Raw genomic sequence first — 4,353 nt, 5'->3', positions numbered from 1 at the left:
GTTCTCGAAAGTGACGACTTTCTCACGATGAGACTACCGATACTTTGCTCCCAAAACTTTTCTGCACCAGTGAGCAATGCTTGCAGAGCCTCTGATCCGGCTTCCCGATCCGGCTCAATGAGTCGGTCGCGTTAAATTAAATTTTTACCCCCTGCGTAGAAGAGAGCAGCGCCGCATCACCCATTCGAATGTGGGGGGGCGTTCCTCAACACAATTTACCGATGCCGACGTTTATTTGTATCCACCGATTTGTATCCACCAACGGATGGCAAAAAGAGTCAGCCTGACACTGGCTTAATATCAGCAGCATCAGGCTTCGCGGTTTATGCAAATTGCTCGGAGATTGTCACAGTCCCTAAACGGCAGTAACCCATCCGGGCGGCTTTCCCACCAGGGTGCCCCCGTGGTACGACTAAGCCGAAGGCGTCTGCTCGTCGGGTTCTGCGGTGGTTGGCGTGGCAACTGGCTCAGCCACTGCTTCTGGCGCTGTATCGGCTGACTCTGGCGAGTTCGTTGCCTGTTCTTTTTCAGCGATCGCCTGGGCTCGTTCTTCCCGCTTTTTGCGTTCTGCTTCCAGCACTTCCGCCATCAGTGCTTTGGCCTGCACCATTTTGTCCAGGTTGCTGCGATAGAGCTCGATATCTTTTTGCAGTTTGTCGAAGGAGATGCCGAGGGCTTCGGCGGCCTCCTTCATAAAGACCATCAAGGGCTCTTTGTCTTGTACTAAATCAGGGTCAATCTTGGCGGTGAGGGTATAAAAGCCGATGCCAAAAGCTCGGCTGTATTTGAAGCGATCGCGCTCAGCCACCCCTTTCAAAATTGCCGCTAGCCCTTCTGAATTGGCTTCTGGTAAATTGCCCAAGAGTGCCTTGAGATCATCCAGCGACATGCCCTCAACGGTACTCAGAGCGTGCTGGGCGTCGTGGCGATATTGCTCAGGTGTAGACTCTACGGATTTGCACAACGCCACAAAAATTGGCTCGACATCACTCTCGGGGCGATAGCCTTCCATAAAGGTGTCGTAAGTCGTAACGATGCCTAATGCATAGATGGGGTCATAGACAAAGTCACCACTCACCGAAAGGAGATGCATCTCCACCATGAGTTCTTCAATCACGCGGCGATACACCGACGTAACTGGACGGTCAAAATTTTCGTAAAAGGCGCGTTTGGTGTCAGATACAGTGCGAACGTTGCTCACAAGACTTGCCGAGGCTACAGCTTTTCTATCTTACCGTTTGCAGACGCTTTGCCAAGGGATCATCTTCAACCTCTCAATCAAGCCGCCTGAAAAGCGTGGGGATCAGCAGCCAGCAAAGTCGCGGCATCAACGCTTCCCAGACCACGGGGATTAACCTGACTTTTTCGCGATGTCAGTGGTTGGGGCCGGTTGTTGTGGCGGACGGCGCTCGGCCAGTGCGAGCAAAATCTGCTGATGGCGATCGCGGCTAATCGGGTAGCGATAGGCAAACCACACACTGCCCAGCAACAACACCGCCGGCAGTGGCCCGATGAGTAGGCGAATTGTCCAAAGGGCTAGCCCTGGCTGGCTGGTGGCATTGGCCACAAACCCAGTCAAATCGAGCAAGGTGCCTGACGCGAACAGCGCGATCGCAATGCCCACTTTTTGCAGAAAGACGACCGCGCTGAAATACAGCCCTTCGCGCCGCAATCCCGTTTGCAACTCGTCCAGGTCAACCACGTCAGGCAGCATGGAAAAGGGCACCATGTAGAGCGTTGCGACCCCCATCCCGGCGAACATGCCCAACAGATACATCATTTTCACATTGCCGGGTTGCAGCGTTAGCAGGGCAATCAGTGCCAAAATCGACAAGGGTGCGCCTAATAAAAAGATGGTTCGCTTATCGCTGAACTTCGCCACTCGCTCCCACACGACGACCATAGCGATTGCGGTGCCCTGGACGGTCAGGGCCATGCGAGCAAAATGGCTTTCTGGCAGACCCATCCAAGCGCCGACAAAATAGGGCAGCATGACCGCTGTGAGTTGAATGCCAATCCAACCGCAGAGATAAAGACCCAGGATTTTGCGGAATGCGCTGTTCCGAAAAACACTGCGAATTTCGACAAATAAAGAGGTGGTAGCCGGTTGCGAGACGAGGCGATCGCGGTGGGCCTGCACCTGCCAGTAGCGGCGATAGGTGCCGACGATACACAGCACGATCATAAATACGGCCAGACTCGCCGATAGCCGACCCAGCAAGTGATATTGCGCCTCGGGGTCACTAATACGATCGAACACGATTTGGGCCATCACCAAGCCCAAAATGCTGCCGCCAATACTGAAGGCCGACTTCATGCCAATCAGGGCTGTGCGCTCATCGTAATCATCTGACAGCTCTGCGGCGAGAGCGGTGTAGGGCAGCTGTACTGAGGTGAGCGACGCAAAAGCGAACAGTGACAGGACCGCGTAGTAAGTGAAGAGTCCCCACTGGGTTTCCACTGGCGGCACCGTCCACAGCAAGATAAAGCAAATGGACAGCGGTACTGCCCCTGCCAACATCCAAGGATAGCGGCGGCCGAGAGGCGATCGCGTGCGATCGCTAAGCCAGCCAATTAGCGGATCATTAATGGCATCCCACAAACGGCCAAACATCAGCACGCCCCCCGCCAGTGCTGGAGTCATGCCCGCGACATCGGTAAAAAAGTACAGCAGGAAAAAGGCCGATAGGCTTGATGGCACCGCCGCTGCTAGTTCCCCAGTACCGTACGCAAATTTGACTGAAAACGGCAAAGGCGGCAATTTTTGCAAGATTTAGGCTCCTAGATGCGGCTTACCAAGACGCCGACATCCTTTGTCCTCCATCCTGTATCGAAAGCCGGGAATTTTGCAACTGAGCGGCGGGTCGCAATACCCCGGCGATCGCTGATTTAACCACGATTTGGGTTGCAGTGCCCAATCGAAAGCCCGACCAATCACAGATAAAACTGCCATTGATCGGGCTGTTGAGAGGCGCAATTAAGTCGTGATAATGAGCTGACCCTTATGCACCGCCCATGCTCATGAGTCGACGCAGCCCCGTCCAACCGATAACGATGTAAGCGATCGACATCAGGAAGCTACTGATCGAAATCCGCGCAGCAGATTTGATCGCCTCTTGTCGGACTTGGGCACGGGCATCTTCCTGCCGGGTGCCAATTTCCGTTTCAATCTCTTGGGCAGCTTGTCCGGCTCGCTGTGACAGAAACTCATTCAAACCATCGGGATTGCCCTGAAACTGTTGAATCTCTTCTGGTAACTGGCCGGCCGCGATCGCCTGCTCTAACAGTGCTTCATCCTGAAACAAGACTTCAAGCTGGCTCAACTGTTGGCTGAGTTCACCTTCTAGCCGCTGGCCCAATTCTTCGCGGGCCTGATTGGCCTCCCGAGAGACCTGCGCCAACGCTCCCTGAGCGGTGATGCGCACATTGTTGACATGCAAAAACGTCAGCAGCAAGAAAACGAGGCCCAAAATGCTGGAAACTATGCAAGTCCAAAACCGCAGGTCGGTCAGCAGATTGCCGCCTGCCTTTGCAGTCCCAGCACTGCGGTCAATCCAGTAGCCTGTCAGCAACAGAGCGATCCCAACTAGCGGCACAATGCCCCGATCCACGATTTGAGTGGTGGCATTCAATTGCCACTGCGCATCTAAAAAATTGGGAGGAATTAACAGCACCAGAAAATCGAGCAGTGCTGACAGGATAGTAACGATACCGACTAATTTGAGGGCGGTCGCCGCGAGGGGGGAGGCAGCCGCGCTGGCAAAAGGTTTTTCAGCAGTCATAAAAGTATTTTGGGCTAATGTTCACAATAGTTTGCCCCACTTGCGCTCAATTAAATCAGCGGCATGGCACGAGGCAGACAAATTTAGTTTGTAAGGGTTTTGCGGTTGGCGGATGGGCCAAAATTGACTTCTCAAAGTTACACCTAAACGCTGTACCCCGCGAAATGTTTGGCGAAAACTTTAACACTCATGACAGAACCGATGAGCCGTTCTCTAGGTTTCCGGAGCGACTGAGGCGCAGGGCGAATAGACTGGGTTGGCTGACACCGACCCCAGACTGACGCAACTTTGACAGCAATTTTGTCAGGGTTGTGCAGGCATTAGCTACCTGCTGGGGAGCGCACCATCGCTAGCAGGCCTGCCCCGCCTTCAAGAAAATAACTTTAACTCAGGGCGGAGGATGCCTAGTGGTCTGTCAGTTATCAATTTGTGGTTGTGGGTAAAGCCGCTTGAGTCGAATCCGTGCATCTGCGGTCGTAAACTGCCAATTGACGGACTTGTGTAAGCGATTGCGCTCGATGTACCAAGCGGTGGTTTCGCACGCTAAGGTGCCACGGTCAGGAATGCGTCG

At 53.9% G+C, this 4,353-nt stretch carries 3 protein-coding genes; all 3 read right to left on the bottom strand.

The genetic code is table 11. The features are described from left to right. Positions 1-412 precede the first annotated feature (412 nt). A complete protein-coding gene (psb29, locus tag JUK32_RS12635) occupies positions 413-1,201 on the bottom strand; it encodes a photosystem II biogenesis protein Psp29 (protein ID WP_204139215.1) in 789 nt (262 codons plus the stop codon). 150 nt (positions 1,202-1,351) lie between these two features. After that, complete coding sequence (locus tag JUK32_RS12630; protein WP_239112608.1) at positions 1,352-2,770, bottom strand: MFS transporter; 1,419 nt, start codon at positions 2,768-2,770, stop codon at positions 1,352-1,354. Positions 2,771-3,002: 232 nt separating this feature from the next. Further along, positions 3,003-3,782, bottom strand: a complete 780-nt coding sequence (locus tag JUK32_RS12625; RefSeq protein WP_204139214.1) for an HpsJ family protein — start codon at positions 3,780-3,782, stop codon at positions 3,003-3,005. Positions 3,783-4,353 lie beyond the last annotated feature (571 nt).

The organism is Halomicronema sp. CCY15110, assembly GCF_016888165.1.
In the GTDB taxonomy this organism is placed as follows: Bacteria; Cyanobacteriota; Cyanobacteriia; order Phormidesmidales; family Phormidesmidaceae; genus Halomicronema.
Note: the sequence above shows the minus strand (reverse complement) of the source record. Positions and strands in the feature narration are given on the sequence as shown.

Coding starts and splice junctions, on each gene's coding strand:
- JUK32_RS12625 (WP_204139214.1), bottom strand. CDS start 3,782: ATGACTGCTGAAAAACCTTTTGCCAGCGCGGCTGCCTCCCCCCTCGCG.